This is a genomic window from Microbispora sp. H11081, from assembly GCF_012999535.1.
Classification (GTDB): domain Bacteria; phylum Actinomycetota; class Actinomycetes; order Streptosporangiales; family Streptosporangiaceae; genus Microbispora.
Genome location: NZ_JABBWV010000002.1, coordinates 814,742 through 832,863, shown reverse-complemented (window position 1 = coordinate 832,863; position 18,122 = coordinate 814,742). Strand labels below are relative to the sequence as shown.

The following is an 18,122-nucleotide window of genomic DNA, read 5'->3' as shown; positions in this document are numbered from 1 at the left end:
CCACCGGCCGTGCGTCTGTCGCGTCAGCGACCGGCCGCCGCCGACCCGAGGTAGGCGCGCCACCCCCCGTACGCGGTGATGTCGGCCGCGCCCGCCAGCCCTTCAGGCGCGCACAGGAAGCCGGGCACGTTCGTGCCGTCGGACAGCTCCACCGGGCCCAGCGCCATCGGGCGGGGAAGGGCCGCGAGCAGGTCGCCCAGCCCCGCGGCGGGCATCTCCCACACCTCGCACTCGATCGGCGCGCCGCCCTCGGCGACCCGTACGAGCCCGGGTTTGGGCGGGTCGGTGGACAGGGCGTGCAGCCGGTAGCGCGCGGCGGTCGTGGTGGTGGCCACCAGACGCGCGCCACGCGCGGTGAGCTCGTGGTTGAGCGGCTGCCCCGACAGGTGCGCGCCGGCCACCGCCAGGCGGGCGGCCGGCCTGAGCAGCCCGGCGATGGCGGCCAGGTCGTCGTCGGCGTGGGCCCGGCCGGCCAGCATCACCCCGAACGGCAGCCCGTCCACCTGCCCGGCGGGCACGGCGAGAGCGCACATGTCGAACAGGTTGACGAAGTTGGTGAAGCGGCCCAGATCGCTGTTGACGCCGACGGGGTCGGCCGCGACCTGCGCCAGGGTGGGATGGCGGGGAGTGACCGGCAGGAGCAGCGCGTCGCGGTCGCCGAGCAGGCTCATGGCCCGCTCCCGCAGCCCGGTGAGGCGTTCCCGGTCGGCGAACAGGCGGTGGGCGGGCAGGTCACGGGCCGCGGTGATGATGGCCGCGACGGTGGGGTCCAGGTCGGGCCCGCCCTTCTCCACGAACGCGCCGACGGCGGTGTACCGCTCGGCGACGAACGCCCCCTGGTAGAGCAGCGTGGCGGCCTCAAGGAAGGGGTCAGGGTCGATCGGGTGGATCTCGGCACCCGCCGCGGCCAGCGCGCCGGCCGCGGCCTCGAACGCCTCGGCCCAGCCCGGGGCCAGCACGCCGAGCGCGGCCGTGGCGGGAACGGCCACCCGCCACGGCCCTAGCCGGCGGGCCGGGCGGGCGGCGGGCCGCGTGGAGGGGCCGGTCATGAGCGCCAGGGCCCGCTGGGCCTCGGGCAGGGTGCGGGCGAAGACGCTGACACAGTCGAGGCTCCGGCAGGCCGGCACCACGCCGTCGGCGGGGACCAGGCCACGGGTGGGCTTGATCCCCACGATGCCGTTGAACGCGGCGGGCACCCGGCCGGAACCCGCCGTGTCGGTGCCGAGCGCGAGGTCGGCCAGCCCGAGCGCGACGGCGACCGCCGAGCCCGAGCTCGACCCGCCGGAGATCCTGGCCGGGTCTCCGGCGGCGCGCACCGCGCCGTACGGGCTGCGGGTGCCGACCAGCCCGGTGGCGAACTGGTCGAGGTTGGTGGTGCCCAGCACGACCGCACCGGCGGCGCGCAGCGCCGCCACGGCGGGCGCGTCGGCGTCCGGACGGTAGGCGTAGGACGGGCAGCCGGCGGTGGTCGGCAGCCCGGCCACGTCGATATTGCCCTTGACGGCCAGCAGCCGCCCGGCGAGGGGGAGCCGCTCCCCGCCCGCCACCCGGGCGTCCACCGCCGCCGCCTCGGCCTCCACCTCGGCCTGTGGCCGCAGGTCGATCCAGATCTCAGGACGGCCGGTCTCGGCGATCCTGGCGTAGGCCCTGCGGACCCTTCGCAACGCCGTCTCAGCCACGCTCGCTCCTCAGCACCACCAGCGGGGCGCCCGCCTCCACCTGGTCACCGGGAGCGACCAGGACGCGTTCGACCACGCCGCCCGCGGGAGCCGGTACGGCGGACTCCATCTTCATCGCCTCCAGCACCACCAGCGGCTGCCCCGCGTCGATCCGCAGGCCCGGCGCGACGCTCACCTGCCAGACGCTCGCGGCGAACTCCGCCTCCACCACCGCGCAGCCCGGCGGCACCTCCAGCTCGGTCTCGGCCGGCCCTCTGGGCTGCTCGGCCCGGTCGAACTCGCCCGCCGCCTGCCAGGCGGCGCGTTCCGCGGCGAAGGCGGCGGACTGCCGCTCCTGGAAGGCCGCGATGGACTCGGCGTGCTCGGCCAGGAACCGGCGGTGGTCGGCGAGCCGGAACACCGCCTCCTCGATCTTGGGTTCGCCGCGCCCCGCCGCCAGGTCGGCGCGCAGTTCGAGCAGCTCGTCGGCCGTCACCGGATACCAGCGGATGCGGTCGAAGAAACGCAGCAGCCAGGGGGAGCCGGGCTGGAACGCCCCGCGCTGCCGCCAGCTCGACCACACCTGGGTGGTGCGGCCCACGAACTGGTAGCCGCCCGGCCCCTCCATCCCGTACACGCACAGGTAGGCGCCGCCGATGCCGACGGAGTTCTCCGCCGTCCAGGTGCGCGCGGGGTTGTACTTCGTGGTGACCAGACGGTGCCGGGGATCGAGCGGGGTGGCCACCGGAGCGCCGAGGTAGACGTCGCCGAGCCCCAGCACCAGATATTCGGCGTCGAAGACGACACGGTGCACGTCGGCCACGTCGTCCAGCCCGTTCACCCGCCGGATGAACTCGATGTTCGACGGGCACCACGGCGCGTCGTCGCGCACGCCCGCCATGTAGCGGTCGATGGCCTCCCTGGTGGCCGGGTCGTCCCACGACAGGGGCAGGTGGACGACCCGGCTCGGCACCTCCAGCTCCTCCGTCGGCGGCAGGCCGTCCTCGAGCCGGAGCAGCTCGGCCAGCAGGTCGCGCTGGGAGAGCACGGCCGGATCGAGGTGGATCTGCAGCGAACGGATGCCGGGGGTGAGGTCGACGACGCCGGACAGTTCGCGGGCGGCGAGTTCCGCCGACAGCGCCTCGGACAGGGCGTGCACCCGCATGCGCAGCCCCAGGTCCAGCATCATCGGGCCGTACTCGACGAGGATGTTGTCGTCCCCGCTGCGCCGGTAGGTGACGCAGGGCCGCTCACCGGTCTCGGGGAGGCGGTGCAGAACCCCGCCGTCGCCGGGGACGCCGACCGGGGACGGCACGGGGACGAAGGTCACGGTGTCCCCTGGCCGCAACTGGCCGAGCTTCCAGCGTTCCGAGGTGACGACTGTGGCCGGGCAGACGAACCCGCCGAGCGAGGGGCCGTCGGGGCCGAGCACCACCGGCATGTCGCCGGTGTAGTCCACCGCCCCCACCGAATAGGGCGTGTCGTGGATGTTGGAGGGATGCAGGCCCGCCTCGCCCCCGTCCAGGCGTGCCCAGCGCGGCTTGGGGCCGATCAGGCGCACGCCGGTGCGGGCGGAGTTGTGGTGGACCTTCCACCGGGCGGCGTAGAAGTCGGCGATGTCCTCGCCGGTGAAGAACTCGGGGTCGGCGTGCGGGCCCTCGACCACGCCGATCCGCCAGTCGCGCCCGAACTCCGGGCGCTCGCCGCCCTCAGGGCCGCCCTGCGCGCCGTCTTTCAGGCAGCCACCGTCTTTCTGGTAGCCACCGTGCAGGACGTCCCCGGCGCGCAGGGCCCGGCCGCCGTGGCCGCCGAACCCCCCGAGCGTGAACGTCGCGGCGCTGCCCAGATAGGCGGGGACGTCGAACCCGCCCGCCATCAGCAGGTAGACGCGCAGACCGGGCCCTTCGGCCGTGCCCACGTCCAGCACGCCGCCGGCGGGCACCGTCACCGGCTCCCACTGCGGGACGGGCACGCCGTCCACCGTCACGGGCGCGGGCGCGCCGGTGACGCACACGGTGGTGGCGTGGCTGAACCGCAGCGCCGGGCCGCGCATCGTGCACTCCAGCCCCGGCGCCCCGGGGTCGTTGCCCAGGGCCGCGTTGCCGTACCGGAACGAGCGGTCGTCCATCGGCCCCGACGGCGGCACGCCCACCTGCCAGTAGCCCGTCCGTCCCGGCCAGTCCTGCACGGTGGTGAGCGTGCCGGGGCGCACCACCTCGACGCGCCGGGAGTCGTCGGTGAGCCCGGCCAAGGTGGCGGTGCCGTGCGTGGCCGCCCGTACGGCGGGGTCGGCGACGGCGGCGCGCAGCAGCCCGAGATTGGTCTCGACGCCGTCGATCCTGGCGGCGGCCAGCGCCGCGGCCAGCCGGTCCAGGGCCTCGTCCCGGTCCGCGCCGCGGGCGACGATCTTCGCGAGCATCGGGTCGTAGGCGCTGCTCACCTGGGTGCCCGTCTCAACCCAGCCGTCGACCCGCACGCCTTCGGGGAACTCGACGCGGGTGAGCAGGCCCGCGCTGGGCCGGTGGCCGCGGCTCGGGTCCTCGGCGTACACGCGGGCCTCGACGGCGTGACCGGCGGCCCGGGGCGGGTCGCCCAGGGCGGCGCGCACGTGGCTCACGTCGCCCTGGGCGAGGCGCAGCATCCATTCGACCAGGTCGACGCCGTAGATCTCCTCGGTGACCGGGTGCTCCACCTGGAGGCGGGTGTTGACCTCCAGGAAGTACGGCTCGGCGCGCACCGGGTCGTAGATGAACTCCACGGTGCCCGCCGACCGGTAGCGCACCGACGCGCACAGGCCGGCGGCGCTGTCGGCGAGCGCGGCCCGCACCCGCGGCGGCAGGCCGGGGGCCGGGGCCTCCTCCAGCACCTTCTGGTGACGCCGCTGCAGCGAGCAGTCGCGGTCGCCGAACGTGACGACGCCGCCCATGCCGTCGCCGAAGACCTGGACCTCGACGTGCCGGCCGCCCTCGACCAGGCGTTCCAGGAACATCCCGGCCGAGGCGAAGCTCGCCGCGGCCGTGCGCTCGACGCTGTGCCACGCCTCGGCGAGTTCACCCTCGTCGCGGCACGCGCGCATGCCGATGCCGCCGCCTCCGCCGGTGGCCTTGAGCATGATGGGATAGCCGATGTCCCGCGCGGCGCTCAGGGCCGCGTCCAGGTCGGGCAGCAGGCCCGTCCCGGGGAGCAGCGGCACGCCGGCGCGCCGCGCGGCGGCGCGGGCGGTGTGCTTGGCCCCGAACAGGTCGATCTGGTCGGGTGTGGGGCCGGCGAAGGCCAGCCCGGCGGCCTCGACCCGGCGGGCGAACCCGGCGTCCTCCGACAGGAAGCCGTAGCCGGGGTGGACGGCGTCCGCGCCGCTGTCCAGGGCGGCCCGCAGCACCCGGCCGGCGTCCAGGTAGCTCTCCCGGGCGGGGGCGGGGCCGAGCCGTACGGCGTGGTCGGCCAGGCGGACGTGCGCGGCGCCGCGGTCGGCGTCGGAGTAGACGGCGACCGTGCGCAGGCCCAGGCGGCGGGCGGTGGCGATGACGCGGACGGCGATCTCGCCCCGGTTGGCGATGAGGAGGGTGTTCATCGGACCGTCATCCGCACGGGGGTCGGGTCGAAGCCGTTGCACGGGTTGTTGATCTGCGGGCAGTTGGACACCAGCACCAGCACGTCGGTCTCGGCGCGCAGGGTGACGGCGAGGCCCGGGGCGGAGATGCCGTCCACGATGCCGAGCGTGCCGTCGGCCTCGATCGGGACGTTCATGAACCAGTTGATGTTGCTGACCAGGTCGCGTTTGCCGAGCCCGTGGCGGCTGCCCTCGATGAGGAAGTTCTCCACGCAGGCGTGCTGGGAGTAGGTGTGGTGTCCGTAGCGCAGCGTGTTGGACTCCTTGGAGCAGGCGCCGCCGACGGTGTCGTGGCGGCCGCAGGTGTCGGCGACCACCGTCATCAGCGGGGTGTGCTCGTTGGACATCAGCACGGTGCCGGTGGTGAGGAAGATGGAGCCCTGGGCGTGGAGGGTGTCGGGGGCGCTGTAGCGGACGGCGGTGTCGTGCGCGTCGTACAGCAGGCAGTCGACCGCCTGGTTGCCGCCGAGGTCGGTGATGGTCAGCTCCTGCCCGGCGCGGACGACCGCCGACCAGGGCGCACGGGCCGGCACGGTGGCATCCAGCACGGTGACATCCGGCACGGTGACATCCAGTACGGGGGCGTTGAGCGGGGTCATCGGGTCACCTCCGCGGTGTTGAGGAAGGCGCGGCGGCCTTCGGGGCTCGCCTGCCACAGAAGGTCGCCGGGTCCGGTGGGCCGGGCGCGCCAGGCCAGGACCTCCAGCGGGGTGCAGGTGTAGGCGGGGCGGGGGTCGATCGGGTGGGCGGTGTTGGCGATGAGCACGATCAGCGGCATCTCGGCCCGCAGGGTGACCGACGCGCCGGGCCCGGCGGAGCCGGTGAAGGCCAGGCTGCCGTCGGAGCCGACCCTGACCCCCTGGAAGAAGGAGAGCGACGGGGGCAGGTCCCGCCGCTCAAGGCCGTGCTTGGCCGCGGCCAGCGTGAACAGCTCACGCCCGGCAGGGGAGGGGCCGTGCGGCGAGCCGTCGCCGTACCGCCCGGTGTTGCGCCGCAGGGCGGAGGTCCCGCACACCGTGTCGTGGCGGCCGGAGGTGTCGGCGACCACGGAGGCCAGCACGCGTCCCTGGTCCGACAGCAGCAGGTGGCCCTCGCCGAGGTAGGCGTTCCACAGCACCTTGACGGTGTCGGCGACGTTGAGCCGTTCCCAGGGGCGGCCGTCCACGTACAGCAGCAGGTGCGCGCAGGCGTCGCCGGCCAGGTCGGTGAGGCGCAACTCCGTGCCCCGGGCCAGCACCCTATGGGTGTAGCCGCCACCGGCGACGGTCTCCGCCCACACGAGGTCGGCGGGGGCGACGCCGTCGGGCGGGACGGGCCATTCCGAGGCGGGCACCACCGGCATCGTTTCGCTTCTGGTGCCCTCCTGGGCGCGGGCGTGCTCTCGCGCGCCGTACGTCGTGCTGGTCGCCATGACGCGATCTCCTGTGAGAGGGGGCAGGAATTTCTGTCGCACGACAGAAATTAGGCGGCGCGTGTTTCCTCCCCCGCGCCACCGGGTTTCCCGTCCGTTACCGAGACCGCACAGCCGCGGAGCCCGGCCGGGCGTGTGCGACGATCGTGGGATGAGCGCCCGTCCCGCCGTTCCCGATGCCAGCAGGCCCGCCTCTGTGAGGGCCGGTTCTGCGGGGACAGGTTCGGGGGGGACAGGTTCCGGGGGGACAGGATCCGGGGTGCGCAGAGTCGGCAGGCCGCGCGCCGTCGCGCGCCCGCGCGGCGACCTGAGCCCGCGGGAGGAGATCCTGTCGGCCGCGGCGGAGCTGTTCACGACGCACGGCTACGCCGCGACCTCGACGAGGGCGATGGCGGAGCGCGCCGGCATCAGGCAGGCGTCGATCTACCACTACTTCGGCGGCAAGGAGGACATCCTCGCCGAACTGCTGGAGAGCACGGTGCGGCCCTCGCTGGAGACCTCCCTGACGTTGACCGGAGGCACTCCCGAGGAGCGGCTGTGGCGGCTGTGCCACTGCGACGCCAGGTTGCTGTGCTCGGGCCCGCACAACCTGGGCGCGCTCTACCTCCTGCCGGAGGTGCACACCGAGCGGTTCGCCGAGTTCCGGCGCATGCGCGGCGAGCTCAAGGACACGTACGGACGGCTGCTGGCGGCCACCTCCGCGGGCGCGGCGCTGACGCCCGGCGCCAGGGCGCTGCGCACCGACCTGCTGTTCGCGCTGATCGAGGGCGTCATCCTGATCCGCAGGGACGCCCCCGGCGAGATGGCGGCCGACGTCCTGGAGACGCTGGCCGCCGCCACCGCCGACGCGGCGCTACGCCTGGCCGGTGTTGCCGACCGGGATCTGCCCGACCTGCGGGACAAGGACGGCGGGCCGGCGTAGCCGCCGGTAGAGCGCGCCGAGCGCGACGACCGCCGCGAGGAAGAGCACGGTGAACCACTGGAAGAACCAGTGGCCGGTGAGCGGGGCGTACACCTCGGCTCTCGGCCAGGCCAGGTTGACCGCCATCCCCAGCCCGTAGCACAACGCCAGCGCGTTGACCGGCAGCCCCCACCGGCCCATGCTGAACAGCCGGCTGCCGTCCTCGGCGACCCCGGCCGGCGCCCCGCCCCGCCAGCCGCCGCGCAGCCGCTGGAACAGCAGAGGGCCCGTCACCATCGCGTACGCCAGGTAGAGCAGCACGATGCAGGTGGTGCCGATGGCCAGGAACGCCTCGGGCGAGGCGAAGTTGAGCAGCAGGATGGCCCCCGCGGCCACCCCCGTGACCAGCGCGGGCCCGGTCGGCATGCCGGTGCGGGGCGAGACCCTGGCCAGCGCGCGCGACATCGGCACCACCCCGTCGCGCGCCATGGAGAACAGCATCCGGGTGGCGGCGGTCTGGATCGCCATGGTCGCCACCGTGATCGCCAGCACCACGTCGGCCAGCAGCAGCTTGCCCACCCAGTCGCCCAGGCTGCTGGTGAGCACGTACGACAGGCCCTCGGTGGCGAGCCGTCCGTCGGTCAGGCTCGGCGCGGCGAGCAGCCCGGCGAACAGGATGAGCCCGCCGAGCAGCCCGGCGGCCGTGAGCGCGGTCAGGATGGTGCGCGGGGCGACCCGCCGCGGGCTGCGGGTCTCCTCGCTGAGCTCGCCCGCGCTGTCGAACCCGATGAGGACGTAGGCGGCGGTGAACGAGCCGACCAGCAGCGCGCCGACGGCCCCGCCGTGCCCTCCGGTGCTGAACGTGATGCCCGGCCCGTGCTCGGCGTGGGTGAACAGCAGCACCACGATGAGCACCGCGCCGATGATCTCGGCGGTGACGCCGACGCTGTTGATCCGGGACAGCACGCGGTTGTCGACGGAGTTCACGACCGTGGTGAGCGCCAGCAGGACGAGGCCGAGGATCGCCGCGTTGGCCGCCCCCGTCGCGGTGGTGGGCGCGGGGTCGCCGCCGAGGAGCTGGAAGCCCGGCCAGATCGCGGGCAGCACGACCTGCAGGGCCAGCGCCGCGGCGGCGACCACGACGATCTGCCCGAGAATCATGATCCATCCGGCGAACCAGCCGAACGCCGCCGTGCTGAGCCGCGTGGACCACTGGTAGATGGCGCCGGAGATGGGGTAGCGGGCGGCCAGCTCGGCGAAGCAGAGGGCCACCATGATCTGCCCGGCCAGCACGACGGGCCAGGTCCAGAAGAAGGCCGGGCCGCCGGAGGCATACCCGAAGGCGAAGAACTGGAAGACCGTCGTCAGCACCGAGATGAAGGAGAAACCGGCGGCGAACGAGGCGTACCTGCCCATGCTGCGGTGCAGCTCCTGGCGGTAGCCGAACGCCCTCAGGGCGCTCTCGTCGGTCGTGGGCGGGGGAGGGACGGTGACAGCCATCGAGGGCTCCGGGAGCTGGGGGGATTTCTGTCGGTTGACAGATATGTACGAGGCCGTCGTTTCCCCGCCGTCACGGCGGCGTTCATCCGCCGTAACGCATCCCTCACCACGCGCCGGGGAACCCCGGGGCGCCGGCGCACAAGCCTGGAGCACCCGGTCGGCCCGCCCATGGCCTTGTGGCACCAGCCCGAGTAAAATTGGGACAAGCGTACAGTTTTATCCGAAGGGTTCCCCATGGCCTGGCTCCTGCTCGCCGCCGCGATCGTCTCGGAGGTCCTGGCCACCACCGCGCTCAAACTCAGCGACGGCCTCACCCGCTGGGGCTGGACCGCCGTGGTCGCCGTCGGCTACCTCGCCTCGTTCCTCCTGCTGGCCTGGGCGCTCAAACTCCGCATGCCCGTCGGGATCGCGTACGCGGTCTGGGCCGGCACCGGCACCGCCGCCATCGCGCTGATCGGCGCCATGTTCCTCGGCGAGAACATGAACCTCGTCAAGGCCGCCGGCATCGCTTTGATCATCACGGGGGTCGCCGTGCTCAACCTCGCGGGCGCGCACTGAGCGCCCCGGCCCGATCGAACCGGCCCGATCGAACCAGCCCGATCGAACCAGGGAAAGCCCAGGTCAGGGCGCCCATCCCGGGACGCAGGCCGGTGCGGGTCCGCACCGCCGGGGAGGATCTCCCGCGACATCGCCCGCGCCCACCGCGGAACCCTGCGGATCGAGGACTCCCCCCGCGAAGCGCGTTTTGTCCTCGCGCCGGTGCCCGGCGGCTCACGCGGATCATGCGCACGGAGGCCAGAATGCAGCCATGAGCAACGAACCCATCGCCCTGGGCCAGGCCCTGGCCTCCTTCGACGACCTGTGGAGCCCGCGCATCGTCACCCACGTCAACGACTACGACGTACGCATCGCCAAGGTGGAGGGCGACCACATCTGGCACGTCCACGACGACACCGACGAGTTCTTCCTGGTGCTCGACGGGGAACTGCTCATCTCGCTGCGCGAACCCGGCGGGGAGCGCACCGTCCGGCTCCCCAAGGGCGCGGTCTTCACCGTCCCCCGAGGCACCGAGCACCGCCCGTCCGCTCCCACCGGCGCCGCGATCCTCATGTTCGAACCCACCGGGACATCGTCGGTCGGCGACAGCCACGCCGAGATCCCCGGCCACGTCGACGCGACGACCGGACACCCGCTCGGCTCCTGAACACCGCCGGTCCCACGCTCACCCGGACGCCGGGCAGGGCATGATTGTCAGCGACCCACCGGCGATCCGGACGGCTCCCGGCCGAGGGGGAGCCCCGACGACCCAGGGGAGGATCACGCCGTGCCCGACCAGGACCGGCCCCCGCCCGTCCCCGCGGCGGCCCCCGCCCGCGGCGTCGCCGTGCGCGTGGTCTCGCCCCAGCCGCGGCGCCCGCAGGAGCGTGCCGTACGCCGCCGGGAGACGCTGCTCGACGCCGCGGTCGACCTGCTCGGCGACGGCGGCTTCGCCGCCGTGACCCACCGCGCCGTCGCCCGCCGGGCCGGTCTGCCCCTCGCCGCCACCTCCTACTACTTCACCAGCCGCGACCACCTCCTCGCCGAGGCGTTCGCCCTGCTCGTCGAGCGCGAACTCGCCCGCATGCGCGAGTCCGTCGACCACCCGCCCGGCCGTACGCCTTCCGCGGTCGCCGAGACGCTCACCGGCGTGTACGCCTCCGACCGGCTGCGGCAACTCGGCCTGTGGGAGCTGTACCTGCAGGCCGGCCGCGACCCCGCCCTGCAGGCCATCGCCCGCGCCTGGACCGACGGCTGCGACGGGATCGTCGCCACCGTGCTGGACCGGGCGGGTTACCCCTGCGGGCCGGCGGAGGTCCGCTTCGTGGCCGGCCTGCTGTCGGGCCTGTGGGTCGAAGACGTCGTCGAGGCCCGCCCCGACTCCAGGGACCGGGCCCGTGAGGCGGTGGCCCGCGCGCTCACCACGCTCCGGCCACCTGCCAGGATCAGCCCATGATCTTTCATCTCGCCCTGGCCGCCGACTGGGACGCGGCCGTCACCGCGGGCGAATACCGCGTCTCGACCCTCGGCCGCACCCTCGAACAGGAGGGCTACATCCACGCCTCCGCCGACCTGGCCCAGGCGCGGGGAGTGGCGGCCCGCTACTACCGCGACGTCACGCAACCCCTGGTGCTGCTGGAGATAGACGAGGACCGGCTCGGCTGCCCCGTCAGGCGAGAGGTGCCAGAAGGGGCGGACGAGGCATTCCCCCACATCTACGGCCCGATCCCGGTGGCCGCCGTCACGGCCGTCACGCCCTTCTCCCGCTGACCGTCCGATACGTTCAAGACGGCAGGCCCGGCCGCCCGTACGGTGGCGGACATGGCACCTGCGTTCGATCTCGTCGGCCTTGTCGTCACCGACATGGCCGCCTCCCTGTCCTTCTACCGCCGGCTCGGCCTGGACATCCCGGCCTCGGCCGACACCGAGCCCCACGTGGAGGTGACCCTCCCGGGCGGGCTGCGCCTCGCCTGGGACACCGTCGACACCATCCGTTCGCTCGACCCCGGCTGGACGCCCGGCGGCGGGCAGGGCATGTCGCTCGCCTTCCGCTGCGACGACCCCGAAGAGGTCGACCGCGTGTACGAGGACCTGGTCAAGGCCGGATACGAGGGTCACCTGCCGCCATGGGACGCGTTCTGGGGGCAGCGCTACGCCGTGGTGCACGACCCGGACGGCAACGGCGTGGACCTGTTCGCCACCCTTCCCACCGACTGACCACCACCTGACCACCACCTGACCGCCCGCGGCCGTGGTCATCACCGGTCGTCCTCCCCGTCGTGGGCGGCACCCGTACCGAACGGCGGCTCCGCCGTCAGCGCGGCGGCCAACGCCGCACCCCCGAGACCCGCCAGGGCGACCCGCGCCCCGGCGGCTCCCGGTCCCCCCGCGGCGTACAGAGCGAGGGTGACGACGGCGATGCCCAGCGCGGTGCCGACACCGCGTGACATGTTGATCAATCCTCCGGCGGTCGCCGACAACCGGGTCGGAACGGCGGCCATCACGGCCGCGTTGTTGGCCGGGACGAACACGCCGAGACCCGCGCCCAGCAAGGCCAGGCAGACGGCGAGCGGGCCGGGAGCCGTGGGCCCGGCCGCCGCCAGCCCGGCCGCCGCGGCGGCCGCCACAGCACCGGCCACACAGCGCGGCCGATTTCCCCACCGGCGCGGCAGCAGGTGATCGGCCGCGAGCGCGGCCAGCGCGAATCCGGCAGGCAGCGCGCTGAGCACCAGCCCCGCGTGCTCCTCGCTCAGACCCGCGGCGAGCAGCACCTGCGGGATGAGCACCAGCGGGCCGAACAGGACGAGATACCCGCACATCGCGCCGACCAGCCCCAGCGCCACCGCGCGCCTGCCCACCATGGCGGGATCGAGGAGAGGGACGGCCGTGTGCCGTTCCCTGGCCCGCAAGGCCAGCGCGGACGCCGCGGCGGCGGCCAGCAGCGCTATGACCGCCCAGACCGGCCATCCCATGCCGGACGCCGCCGAGACGGCCAGCAGCAGGCCCGAGGTGGCGCATGCGAGCAGCACCAGGCCGGTCAGATCGAAGGCGCGGCCATGCGCCCGCTCGCGGGTGCGAGGCAGCAGATAAAGGCCGGCGAGCACGGCCACCAGCCCGACCGGCACGTTGATCCGGAAGACCCATCGCCAGCCGGCCATGGCGACGATGAATCCGCCCACCAGCGGACCCAGGGCCAGACCCAGCGACTGGGCGGCGGCCTGGACTCCCAGCGCCGTCCTCACCCGATGCCGGGGGACACTGGTCACCACCAGAGCCACGCTGTTGGCCTGCAACATCGCCGCCCCCGCCGCCTGCGCCACCCGGCAGGCCACCAGGACGGGCAGCGACGGCGCGAACCCGCATGCCGCCGACGCGACGGTGAAGACGACGAACCCGTACAGGTAGACCAGCTTGCGCCCCGCGACGTCGGCCAGGCGACCCGCGCCGGCCAGCAAGGCGACCACGGTGAGCAGGTAGGCCAACGCCACCCACTGCACCGCCGCCAACGGCGCATGGAACCCGCGCTGAAGAGCCGGGAAGATCAACGCGACGATGCTCGCGTCCAGCTGCCCCATGAACGCGCCGACGCACACCGCCGCCACCGCGAACCACGGCGCGTACCGGTGCTCCCGCACCCGAGCCGGACGCGCCCTCTCCCGCAGCAGCCGAGCCATCCCCGCTCAACGCCCTCGGCGCCGCACACCCTGTGATGGCCGGAGAAGATGGTCCGACGAGTTGCGTGTCACAGCGAGACCCCCGAACCCGGCCGGCCGACATTATGCCGCCGCGCGGGCCCACCGGCCGCTCGTCACCTGTCGCGGAAGGCTGGGCAACCCGGCATCCGCCCCGGACAGCGTTTCGAGTCTACTCTCGCCACCCGGCGAATCCCCTGGTCAGCGGCATCGCAGCCGGGTCGCGCGCTCTCCTGCCCGCCCGGGCGACCGTCACCGGGTCAGCGCGCCGAGCGTCACCCCGGTCAGCGACCGCACCTCACGCGACAGGTGGGCCTGGTCGGCGTACCCGGCCACGGCGGCCACCGTGGCGAACGGCGCGCCCCGGCGGGCCAGCCCCACCGCCCGGTTCATCCGCAGGATGCGCCCGAGCGTCCGCGGCCCGTACCCGAACGCGTCCAGGCACCGCCGGTGCAACCGCCGCTCGCCCACGCCCGCGTCGGCCGCGATCCGCGCCACCGGCAGGCCCGCCCGTACGCCCTCGACGACCGCGCCGACGAGAGCGGCGTCGACGCGGCGGGGCGCCGCGCCCAGCCGGTGCGCCGCCGCCTCCTCCAGCACCGCGCCCAGCCGGGCGACCATATCGGCGGCCACCCCGGCCCGCTCCGTCAGCCGCCGCGCTTCGGCGCACGGCCACAGCTCGGCCAGCGGCACCCGCTGATCGCGCAACTCGTGCGCCGGGACTCCGAAGACCACCGGGCCGATGCCCGGGCCGAAGCGCAGCCCCACATAGCGGGCGCCGGGCCGGTCGTTCACCACGTGTGCGGCGGTGTCCGGCCCCGCCACCAGCAGCGCGCCGTCCGCCCAGATCACGTCCATGCACCCGTCCGGCAGTACGCGCCGCTCGCCGGCCGCGGAGCCGGGGGAGGTGCTCCACCACAGCACGGCGTCCGGCACCCGCGACGCCCTCTCCCGGTACATGCCCGGCATTATCCCTCGTGCGCGATTCCCCGTGCTCGATTCCGTACGCGCCCGGTCCAGCCCGGACAACCGGGGCCTGGCCATGATCGATCCGTACACCGAGAGGAAGCAGTGAGCATTCGCCTGGGTGGCGTGGTCATCGACGCCAACGACCTCGACGGACTCGCCGCGTTCTGGAGCCGCCTGCTGGAGCGGGACATCACCCGTCGTGAGGACGACTGGATCAGTCTCGGTCCCGATTTGTCGAGGAAGCGCCGCGCCTCGACGCCCCCACGGCTGCCGTGCCTACCGGCGGCCCGGGAACGTCGCGAGCGCCTGCGAACGCTGCGCGACCAGATCGGCGTAGGTGCCGTCGCGCTCGGCCCACCGGTGCATCAGCACACCCTTGACGAGGATCTCGTGGGGAGTGGGGTCGGCCCGGAGCAGGTCCATCACCTCGGTGACGAACCCGGCGAGGTCGAGCGCGCGGGGGTTGAGCCGCGCCTGCTCGGGCGTGGTGGCGACAGCCGGGGGAACGAGCTCGGCCACCTCAACGCCCGTGCCGTCCAACTGCGCGCGCAACGCCTCGGTGTAGGCGTGCACAGCGGCCTTTGAGGCCGCGTACGTCGGCATGACAGGGAACGGCAGGAACCCGATGCCCGAGCTGACCGTGATGACGGCACCGGCGCCACGCCCGACCAGGTGCGGGGTGAACGCGTCGATGACGCGGATGGTGCCTAGCAGGTTGGTGTCGATCATCTGCCGCGCGGCGCCGAAGTGCGCGGGATCGCGCAGGTCCTCCGGCATCCCGACACCGGACATCGTCACGATCGTGTCGAGGCCCGGGTGGCTGCGGAGGACCGCGTCGCGGGCACGGCCGACGCTGTCCTGGTCGGTCACGTCGATGGCAACGGTGCCTAGCCCCTCGGCCGCGAGCCGGTCGAGCAGGTCGGCTCGCCGACCGCCGACGACGACGGAGCTGCCGGCCGCGGCGAAGCGGCGAGCGAGCTCGAGACCGATTCCCGAGGTGGCCCCGGCGATGAAGACGGTGCGGTTGGTGACGTCCATGGATCGCTCCTGCTCACAGTGGGTCAGCGGCAACGCCGATCGGCGCTGCGCCGCGGCGTCTTCAGTGTCGATTTCAGTGTCGATTCGGACTCCGGCCCGGGACAGTGCCCCCGTCTTCCGGGGTCCTGCCAGGGCCCCCTTTGCGCGGAAAGCCCGAAATACGATGGCGAACATGAGCGACGACGACCGCGCCAACCCGCTCGGCGACTACCTCCGCGCCCGGCGGGCCCTGGTCACCCCGCAGCAGGCCGGGCTCGCGCCGGGGACGAACCGGCGCGTTCCGGGGCTCCGCCGGGAGGAGGTCGCCATGCTCGCGGGCATCAGCGCCGACTACTACCTGCGGCTGGAGCGCGGCCGCGACAGGAACCCCTCACCGCAGGTGCTCGAATCGCTCGCACGGGTCCTGCACCTCGACGAGCTCGAACAGGAATACCTTCTCGGCCTGGCCGCCGCCCGCCCCCGCCCCCGGCGGCGCAGGAAACCCGAACGCGTCCCCGCACGGTTGCACCAGCTCCTGGCGAGCGTGCAGGTCCCGGCCTTCGTGGAGGGGCGCGCGTTCGACGTGCTCGCGTCCAACCGGCTCGCGGTCGCGCTGTCCCCGCGCCTCCAGCCCGGCTACAACCGCCTGCGGTCACTGCTGCTCGATCCCGAGGAGCAGGCGTTCCAGCAGGACTGGACACGCTCAGCCGAAGGATTCGTCGCCGCCTTCCGGAAGTCCGCCGGGTACGACGTCGACGACCCGCGGTTCGTGGAACTGGTGGGCGAGCTCGCCCTGTCGAGCGAGCGCTTCCGTACGCTCTGGGCGCGCCACGACATCCGCGCCCTCGACGGCGGCACCACCACCGTGAACCATCCCGTCGTCGGCGAACTGCGCCTGCACCGAGACAAGCTCCCCGTGGACGACCTGCTCCTGGTGCTCTACTACGCCGATCAGGGCAGCGAGAGCGACGAGAAACTACGCCTGCTCGCCGCCATGGCCCACACCACACCCACCCCGGCGGACACCGGCGCACAGACCGGCGATCGTGTCACTGGTTGTCCTTGAGGAGTTGCCGTGTGCGGGCGAGGAATGCCTGGCGGACCTCCTCCGGGTGCAATATCCGGAGCGGCCGGCCGAGGCTGAGCAGATAGCGGGCCAGGCTGTCGGCGTCCGGCCCGCCGATCTCGATGACCGTGGCGTCATCGCGTCCGGGCGGTGGACGCCGACCGTTGCCGGCACCAGCCTGCGGGCCTCATCGGCCGGTACGGCCAGGCGGACGGTCACCCGCACCGGGTAGGGCCTGCGCGCGATGCCCGTGCCGACCATCTGCGCCGGATCCGGCGGGCCGGGCAGGGCGGCGGCCTGCCCGGTGGGAGTGGCGTCGACGATGCGATCGGTACGGAAGGTGCGCCAGTCCTGCCGCGTCAGGTCGTATGCGAGAAGGTACCAGCGGCGGCCTGTGTAGATGAGCCGGTAGGGGTCTACTCGACGGGTGGACGTCGTCCCGGCGCTGTCGCGGTAGGTCAATCGGGCGCGTTCGCCTCGCCTGCATGCGGTGGCCAGGTCGAGCAGCAGCGCAGGGGAGATCTGGCTGTCGTCGGGGTGTGCGGTGTGGGTGAACGCGGCGTCCAGATCGCCGAGCCGGCCCGCGACCCTGGCCGGTAGCACCTGGCGGAGTTTCAGCAGCGCCGACAGGGCCGCCTGGTCGCTGCCGGAGACTCCGCTGAAGGCGGCGGTGCGCAGCCCGACGGCGACCGCGAGGGCCTCCTCCTCGTCAAGGATCAGTGGCGGAATGCTGCTCCCGGGCCCGAGGTGGTAGCCGCCCCATGGGCCCATCTCCGATTCGATGCCGTAGCCGAGCTCACGTAGCCGGGCGATGTCCCGGCGCACCGTCCGTTCGGTGATCTGCAACTGCGCGGCAAGATCCGCGCATCTCCAGGACTGCCGTGTCGACAGCAAAGACAGCAGCCGCAGCAGCCGCGCCGAGGTGGTGACCACGGCTCACAGTCTGCTCGACGACCAGGACCGTTTCTGACCGGGTCATACCGTAACGTCGCCGGCACGGCCGAGAACTTCCCGGCCGGAAGTCCAGGACGACGATGACCGCCGCCAAGGTGCCTTGGATGACGGGCCCGGGCGGGGCGCAGGCAATCACACGATCAGGGAGCCGGCCGGCAAGGCCTGGTAAGGCGGGCAAATCATCAGGGGGCACATGACGATGAGCAACGAACCACCGGAACTGACCGTTACCGATGCCCGAGCCTGGCGGGAGTGGCTCGGTGAGCACCACGACAGCTCGGCAGGGGTGTGGCTGGTCCTCGCCAAGCAGAACACGACCCGGCCCACCAGCCTGACCTATGACCAGGCGCTCGACGAAGCCCTGTGCCACGGCTGGATCGACGGCCGGCTACGACGGCGGGACGAGACCACCTTCTTACGGCGCTTCACCCCTCGCAGCCCAGGAAGTGCCTGGTCAGCGCGGAACGTCACCATCGTCACCCGTCTGATCAGTGAAGGCCGGATGCACCCGGCCGGGATGACCGAGGTCGAACGCGCCAAAGCCGACGGCCGCTGGGAGGCGGCCTACGCGGGACAGGCCGGCATCGAGGTGCCGGCCGACCTGACCGCCGCATTGGCCGCCAATCCCCAGGCACAAGCGATGTTCGACATTCTCACCGCCCAGAACCGCTACGCCGTTCTCTATCGGATCGCGAACGCCAAACGCGCCGAGACCAGAGCCCGCCGTATCACCCAGTTCGTCGACATGCTCGCCCGCGGCGAGACGATCTACCCGCAAAAGCGCACCCTCGACAGTCTCTGATCCAT

General features: G+C 73.3%; 17 protein-coding genes and 1 pseudogene. 8 read left to right on the top strand and 10 right to left on the bottom strand.

Annotation, left to right across the window (positions count from 1 at the left end):
• Positions 1 to 23: 23 nt before the first annotated feature.
• Genes atzF through HHX31_RS08890 form a run of 4 tightly spaced genes read right to left on the bottom strand, consistent with a single transcriptional unit; the run spans position 24 to position 6,679 of the window.
• Positions 24 to 1,679, bottom strand: coding sequence for an allophanate hydrolase (gene atzF, locus HHX31_RS08905; RefSeq protein ID WP_169946888.1), 1,656 nt, complete (start codon positions 1,677 to 1,679; stop codon positions 24 to 26).
• Positions 1,672 to 5,229 (bottom strand): 5-oxoprolinase/urea amidolyase family protein, encoded by a 3,558-nt coding sequence (locus tag HHX31_RS08900; RefSeq protein WP_169946886.1) that lies wholly within the window; start codon positions 5,227 to 5,229, stop codon positions 1,672 to 1,674. The genes atzF and HHX31_RS08900 overlap by 8 nt, the downstream gene beginning before the upstream one ends.
• Complete coding sequence (locus HHX31_RS08895; RefSeq protein ID WP_169946884.1) at positions 5,226 to 5,867, bottom strand: urea amidolyase associated protein UAAP2; 642 nt, start codon at positions 5,865 to 5,867, stop codon at positions 5,226 to 5,228. Before HHX31_RS08895 ends, HHX31_RS08900 begins: the two co-directional genes overlap by 4 nt.
• Complete coding sequence (locus HHX31_RS08890; protein ID WP_169946882.1) at positions 5,864 to 6,679, bottom strand: urea amidolyase associated protein UAAP1; 816 nt, start codon at positions 6,677 to 6,679, stop codon at positions 5,864 to 5,866. The genes HHX31_RS08895 and HHX31_RS08890 overlap by 4 nt, the downstream gene beginning before the upstream one ends.
• A 259-nt stretch (positions 6,680 to 6,938) precedes the next feature.
• Here HHX31_RS08890 and HHX31_RS08885 point away from each other — a divergent pair, with 259 nt between their 5' ends.
• On the top strand, positions 6,939 to 7,601 hold the full coding sequence (locus tag HHX31_RS08885; protein ID WP_211589403.1) for a TetR/AcrR family transcriptional regulator: 663 nt from the start codon (positions 6,939 to 6,941) through the stop codon (positions 7,599 to 7,601).
• Here HHX31_RS08885 and HHX31_RS08880 read toward each other — a convergent pair.
• Positions 7,533 to 9,080, bottom strand: a complete 1,548-nt coding sequence (locus tag HHX31_RS08880; protein ID WP_169946878.1) for an amino acid permease — start codon at positions 9,078 to 9,080, stop codon at positions 7,533 to 7,535. The two genes, HHX31_RS08885 and HHX31_RS08880, sit on opposite strands and share 69 nt — an antisense overlap.
• A gap of 234 nt (positions 9,081 to 9,314) precedes the next feature.
• Here HHX31_RS08880 and HHX31_RS08875 point away from each other — a divergent pair, with 234 nt between their 5' ends.
• The 5 genes from HHX31_RS08875 to HHX31_RS08855 all read left to right on the top strand — a co-directional run bounded on the left by HHX31_RS08875 (position 9,315) and on the right by HHX31_RS08855 (position 11,834).
• Positions 9,315 to 9,638, top strand: coding sequence for a multidrug efflux SMR transporter (locus HHX31_RS08875; protein WP_169946876.1), 324 nt, complete (start codon positions 9,315 to 9,317; stop codon positions 9,636 to 9,638).
• Between the two features lie 250 nt (positions 9,639 to 9,888).
• Positions 9,889 to 10,284 (top strand): cupin domain-containing protein, encoded by a 396-nt coding sequence (locus tag HHX31_RS08870; RefSeq protein WP_169946874.1) that lies wholly within the window; start codon positions 9,889 to 9,891, stop codon positions 10,282 to 10,284.
• A 120-nt stretch (positions 10,285 to 10,404) separates the two neighbouring features.
• Entirely contained in the window at positions 10,405 to 11,073 is a 669-nt protein-coding gene (locus HHX31_RS08865; RefSeq protein ID WP_169946872.1) for a TetR family transcriptional regulator, read from the top strand.
• On the top strand, positions 11,070 to 11,387 hold the full coding sequence (locus HHX31_RS08860) for a DUF952 domain-containing protein (RefSeq protein ID WP_169946870.1): 318 nt from the start codon (positions 11,070 to 11,072) through the stop codon (positions 11,385 to 11,387). The genes HHX31_RS08865 and HHX31_RS08860 overlap by 4 nt, the downstream gene beginning before the upstream one ends.
• 51 nt (positions 11,388 to 11,438) lie before the next feature.
• On the top strand, positions 11,439 to 11,834 hold the full coding sequence (locus HHX31_RS08855) for a VOC family protein (RefSeq protein ID WP_169946868.1): 396 nt from the start codon (positions 11,439 to 11,441) through the stop codon (positions 11,832 to 11,834).
• Positions 11,835 to 11,875: 41 nt separating this feature from the next.
• Here HHX31_RS08855 and HHX31_RS08850 read toward each other — a convergent pair whose 3' ends face one another.
• The 3 genes from HHX31_RS08850 to HHX31_RS08840 form a co-directional block, all read right to left on the bottom strand.
• The gene (locus HHX31_RS08850; protein WP_169946866.1) at positions 11,876 to 13,291 is read right to left on the bottom strand and encodes an MFS transporter; all 1,416 of its coding nucleotides are present in this window, start codon (positions 13,289 to 13,291) and stop codon (positions 11,876 to 11,878) included.
• 270 nt (positions 13,292 to 13,561) lie between these two features.
• Positions 13,562 to 14,269, bottom strand: coding sequence for a helix-turn-helix domain-containing protein (locus HHX31_RS08845; protein ID WP_169946864.1), 708 nt, complete (start codon positions 14,267 to 14,269; stop codon positions 13,562 to 13,564).
• A gap of 285 nt (positions 14,270 to 14,554) precedes the next feature.
• Complete coding sequence (locus HHX31_RS08840; RefSeq protein WP_169946862.1) at positions 14,555 to 15,316, bottom strand: SDR family oxidoreductase; 762 nt, start codon at positions 15,314 to 15,316, stop codon at positions 14,555 to 14,557.
• A gap of 172 nt (positions 15,317 to 15,488) precedes the next feature.
• On the opposite strand from HHX31_RS08840, the gene HHX31_RS08835 reads away from it, so the two are divergent.
• Positions 15,489 to 16,361, top strand: coding sequence for a helix-turn-helix domain-containing protein (locus HHX31_RS08835; protein ID WP_169946861.1), 873 nt, complete (start codon positions 15,489 to 15,491; stop codon positions 16,359 to 16,361).
• On the opposite strand, the gene HHX31_RS35910 is transcribed toward HHX31_RS08835, so the two are convergent.
• Complete coding sequence (locus HHX31_RS35910; protein WP_396710580.1) at positions 16,345 to 16,455, bottom strand: hypothetical protein; 111 nt, start codon at positions 16,453 to 16,455, stop codon at positions 16,345 to 16,347. The genes HHX31_RS08835 and HHX31_RS35910 overlap by 17 nt on opposite strands.
• Positions 16,456 to 16,598: 143 nt before the next feature.
• A pseudogene (locus HHX31_RS08830) lies at positions 16,599 to 17,294 on the bottom strand (helix-turn-helix transcriptional regulator); the annotation flags it as partial.
• 214 nt (positions 17,295 to 17,508) lie between these two features.
• Between HHX31_RS08830 and HHX31_RS08825 the strand changes: the two are divergent.
• Positions 17,509 to 18,117, top strand: a complete 609-nt coding sequence (locus tag HHX31_RS08825; protein WP_249345719.1) for a YdeI family protein — start codon at positions 17,509 to 17,511, stop codon at positions 18,115 to 18,117.
• The last annotated feature ends 5 nt before the right edge of the window (positions 18,118 to 18,122 follow it).

Bases quoted from the DNA above. Each gene is read 5' to 3' on its own strand.
- HHX31_RS08855 (WP_169946868.1), top strand. From the start codon at position 11,439: ATGGCACCTGCGTTCGATCTCGTCGGCCTTGTCGTCACCGACATGGCC.
- HHX31_RS08900 (WP_169946886.1), bottom strand. From the start codon at position 5,229: ATGAACACCCTCCTCATCGCCAACCGGGGCGAGATCGCCGTCCGCGTC.
- HHX31_RS08825 (WP_249345719.1), top strand. From the start codon at position 17,509: ATGACGATGAGCAACGAACCACCGGAACTGACCGTTACCGATGCCCGA.
- HHX31_RS08880 (WP_169946878.1), bottom strand. From the start codon at position 9,080: ATGGCTGTCACCGTCCCTCCCCCGCCCACGACCGACGAGAGCGCCCTG.
- HHX31_RS08875 (WP_169946876.1), top strand. From the start codon at position 9,315: ATGGCCTGGCTCCTGCTCGCCGCCGCGATCGTCTCGGAGGTCCTGGCC.
- HHX31_RS08860 (WP_169946870.1), top strand. From the start codon at position 11,070: ATGATCTTTCATCTCGCCCTGGCCGCCGACTGGGACGCGGCCGTCACC.
- HHX31_RS08870 (WP_169946874.1), top strand. From the start codon at position 9,889: ATGAGCAACGAACCCATCGCCCTGGGCCAGGCCCTGGCCTCCTTCGAC.
- HHX31_RS08895 (WP_169946884.1), bottom strand. From the start codon at position 5,867: ATGACCCCGCTCAACGCCCCCGTACTGGATGTCACCGTGCCGGATGTC.
- HHX31_RS08845 (WP_169946864.1), bottom strand. From the start codon at position 14,269: ATGTACCGGGAGAGGGCGTCGCGGGTGCCGGACGCCGTGCTGTGGTGG.
- HHX31_RS08835 (WP_169946861.1), top strand. From the start codon at position 15,489: ATGAGCGACGACGACCGCGCCAACCCGCTCGGCGACTACCTCCGCGCC.
- HHX31_RS08890 (WP_169946882.1), bottom strand. From the start codon at position 6,679: ATGGCGACCAGCACGACGTACGGCGCGCGAGAGCACGCCCGCGCCCAG.
- HHX31_RS08850 (WP_169946866.1), bottom strand. From the start codon at position 13,291: ATGGCTCGGCTGCTGCGGGAGAGGGCGCGTCCGGCTCGGGTGCGGGAG.
- HHX31_RS08840 (WP_169946862.1), bottom strand. From the start codon at position 15,316: ATGGACGTCACCAACCGCACCGTCTTCATCGCCGGGGCCACCTCGGGA.